This window comes from Streptomyces apricus, assembly GCF_008369065.1.
Taxonomy (GTDB): domain Bacteria; phylum Actinomycetota; class Actinomycetes; order Streptomycetales; family Streptomycetaceae; genus Streptomyces; species Streptomyces apricus.
On the sequence record NZ_VDFC01000047.1, the window covers coordinates 490504 to 493917 of the forward strand.

The following is a 3414-nucleotide window of genomic DNA, read 5'->3' on the forward strand; positions in this document are numbered from 1 at the left end:
CGTTTCCAGGGCTTGTCCCAGAGTGAAGGGCAGATTGCCCACGTGTTACTCACCCGTTCGCCACTAATCCCCACCGAAGTGGTTCATCGTTCGACTTGCATGTGTTAAGCACGCCGCCAGCGTTCGTCCTGAGCCAGGATCAAACTCTCCGTGAATGTTTACCCGTAATCGGGTGTCACATCACGAGAGCGGAACAGTCGACCGGAATAAGGAAGACTGTTCACAGCGTCCTCGCTGATGCGCCTACCGAACTTGCGCCCGGCAGGACTTTTTCAAAGGAACCTCCACCCACCACCATGCGGTGATGGACGGGGTATCAACATATCTGGCGTTGATTTTTGGCACGCTGTTGAGTTCTCAAGGAACGGACGCTTCCTTTGTACTCACCCTCTCGGGCTTTCCTCCGGGCTTTTCCCTTCGTGTTTCCAACCTTACCAGATCCGTTTTCCGTTCCGTTTCCGGTCGGAATTCATTTCCGGTGGCCAGTTGGTAGGCCTTGCCTATTCGGTTGCCTTGCGGCTCTCTTTCAGCGAGTCCGACTTTATCAGAGGTTTTCGGCCGGTCTGACCGGCCATTCGTTTCTGATGTATCGGGAGGTGCTTCACCGGAATCACATTCCAGGAAGCCGACAGATGCTCACTGCCACCGCCGAGCTTGTCCAGCTCTAGGCAACTGTTCGAATCTACCTCCCCACGCGTCCCGTGTCAACGGTTCTTGTGGGGCGAAGAGGAGACTAGCAGCCTGACGGGTGTGCCCGCACATCAGGCGGCGGTCGGCACGGAGGCGCTGCGTTCGCCCTCCTCCACGTCGCCCGTCTCCCCGGCCCGTACGGCACGCCCGCCCAGCACGTAGACGTAGGCGAGGAAGAGCAGCTCGGCGGCTATGCCTATGCCGATGCGGGCCCAGGTCGGCAGGCCCGACGGGGTGACGAAGCCTTCGATGGCGCCGGAGACGAAGAGGACGAGGGCCAGGCCTATCGCCATGCCCAGGGCGGCCCGCCCCTCCTCCGCGAGCGCCGCACGACGCGTGCGCGGGCCGGGGTCGATGACCGTCCAGCCCAGGCGCAGGCCGGTGCCGGCCGCCACGAAGACGGCCGTCAGCTCCAGGAGTCCGTGCGGGAGGATCAGGCCGAGGAAGGTGTCGAGGCGGCCCGCCGAGGACATCAGGCCGATGCCTACGCCCACGTTGAGCATGTTCTGGAAGAGGATCCAGACGACCGGCAGGCACAGGAAGGCGCCGAGGACCAGGCACATCGCGGCCGCCTGCGCGTTGTTCGTCCACACCTGCGCCGCGAAGGACGCCGCGGGATGGCTGGAGTAGTACGTCTCGTACTGGCCGCCGGGGCGGGTCAGTTCCCGTAGTTCGTCGGGGGCCGCTATGGAGGACTGGACCTCGGGGTGGGTGCCTATCCACCACCCCAGGAGGACCGCGAGGGCCGTGGACAGGAGTGCGGTGGGGACCCACCAGTGGCGGGAGCGGTAGACCGCGGCCGGGAAGCCGTGGGKGAGGAAACGGGTCACGTCACGCCAGGAGGCACGGCGGGTGCCCGTCACGGCGCTGCGCGCGCGGGCGACGAGTTGGCTGAGGCGGCCGGTGAGCTGGGGGTCCGGGGCGCTGGACCGGATCAGGGAGAGGTGGGTCGCCGTGCGCTGGTAGAGGGCGACGAGTTCGTCGGCCTCCGCTCCGGTGAGGCGGCGCCGTCGGCCGAGGAGCACTTCGAGGCGGTCCCACTCGGCACGGTGGGCGGACACGAAGACGTCGAGGTCCATCGGGTCGTCTGCTCCTCGGCTGCTCGTCGTGTGGTCAGCTTGTCGCACTGCGGCGCGATGTGCCTCAGCTTGGCAGACTGGCTGGCCTCAGAGCGGTTCGGGGAAGGACGGCGGGCGTGAGTGAGCTTGTGACGGGCGAGGCGGTGGCGCTGGAGCTGCGGCCCGCGAAACTGCCGAGCCGGGTGCTGGCCGTGGTGCTGGACCTGGCGGTGTGGGTGATCGCCTACGTCGCGGTGCTGGTCGTCCTGGCGCTGTCGACGGCCGCTCTGGACGACGCCGCGCAGGCCGCCGTGGCGATCGCCGCTTTCCTTCTGCTGCTGGTCGGCGGGCCGATCGCGGTGGAGACGCTCTCGCACGGGCGCTCGCTCGGGAAGCTGGCCTTCGGGCTGCGGGTGGTGCGGGACGACGGCGGGCCCATCCGGTTCCGGCACGCGCTGGTGCGCGGGGCGGTCGGTGTGGTGGAGATCCTGATGACGTCCGGGGTGGTGGCGTGCATCGCGTCGTTCGTGTCGGCGCGGGGACGGCGGCTCGGTGACGTGTTCGCCGGGACCCTGGTCGTACGGGAACGGATCCCCGCCGGCCGGACGGCCTTCGTCCCCCCTCCGCCGCCGTGGCTCTCGGGGCGGTTCGCCGAGCTCGACCTGTCCGCCGTTCCGGATGGGCTGTGGCTGGCGGTGCGGCAGTACCTGACGCGGATGCGGCAGCTGGACCCGCAGGTGGGCTGGGCGATGGCGGAGCGGCTGGCGGCCGATGTCGCCGGGCGCGCCGGGACCCAGGTGCCGCACGGCGTCCCTCCAGCGGCATTCCTCGCGGCCGTGGTGCAGGAACGGCAGGCGCGCGAGGCGCGGCGGGCGTTCGGCGACGGGGGCGGTCCCGGTGTGCCGTACGGCGGGGTGCAGCCGCAGGGTCCGGGGTACGGGCCCGTACCCACGGGGCCGGTCCCGGGTCCGGTGCCGGGGCCGTTCCAGACGCCGGCGCGGACACCGTTCCAGGCGCCGGTTCCTGCGCCCGTCCAGCCGGTGGCTCCGGTGGATCCGGTGGCCCCGGCGGCGGCGCCGGTTCCGCCTGCCGTGCGGGACGCGGACGCGGAGCGTCCGTCCACCGGGTTCGCGCCGCCCGCCTGATTCCGGCCCGCGCGTGGCGGCAGTCGCGTCAGGTGAAGACCGAGGGCGGTGATTCGAGGTCTTCGAGTTCGATGCCGGGGGCCGAGAGCACCACGTCGCCGGCGAGGTGCACGGTGTGCTGCTCGCCGGTGTCCAGAGCTGTGACCTGGTACTCCTCCACGGTCAGGGGACCGTTGTCAGTGGCGTGTGCTTCTCTCGTGATCAGGGCCCAGGACTGGTCGAGGGTGCGCGGGGCGAGGACCGGTTCCGTGAGGGCGACCAGGCGTACGCGCGTGGCGGAGGCATCGGGGGTGAGGCGCAGCAGACGTGCGGTGGCGACGAGGAAGGCGGGGGACGAGCCGGTGAAGGCGTGCGCGCGGACATTGCCTTCGGTGGCGTGCTCGCCCGTCGGGTCGGTGCGGACCCAGGTGACGCCGTCGAGGGCGGCGGCGCGGACCTGCCAGCCCGAGGCGTGGAGTTCGAGGCGGATGGGGCGGCCGCGGTCGTCGAGGGCGAGGTCGACGGAGCCGGCGGGGGTGCCG

The 3414-nt window shown here is 69.9% G+C and carries 3 protein-coding genes; 1 reads left to right on the plus strand and 2 read right to left on the minus strand.

The window, feature by feature from the left end; translation table 11 throughout:
• Positions 1 to 761 precede the first annotated feature (761 nt).
• Positions 762 to 1769 carry a stage II sporulation protein M gene (locus FGF04_RS28615; RefSeq protein WP_149514201.1) on the minus strand — a complete coding sequence of 336 codons (1008 nt, stop codon included), beginning with the start codon at positions 1767 to 1769 and terminating at the stop codon, positions 762 to 764.
• Positions 1770 to 1885: 116 nt separating this feature from the next.
• On the opposite strand from FGF04_RS28615, the gene FGF04_RS28620 reads away from it, so the two are divergent.
• On the plus strand, positions 1886 to 2893 hold the full coding sequence (locus tag FGF04_RS28620) for an RDD family protein (RefSeq protein WP_149514202.1): 1008 nt from the start codon (positions 1886 to 1888) through the stop codon (positions 2891 to 2893).
• A gap of 28 nt (positions 2894 to 2921) precedes the next feature.
• Here FGF04_RS28620 and FGF04_RS28625 read toward each other — a convergent pair.
• The coding region (locus FGF04_RS28625) for a hypothetical protein (protein WP_235882538.1) at positions 2922 to 3414 on the minus strand (493 nt) is incomplete at its 5' end.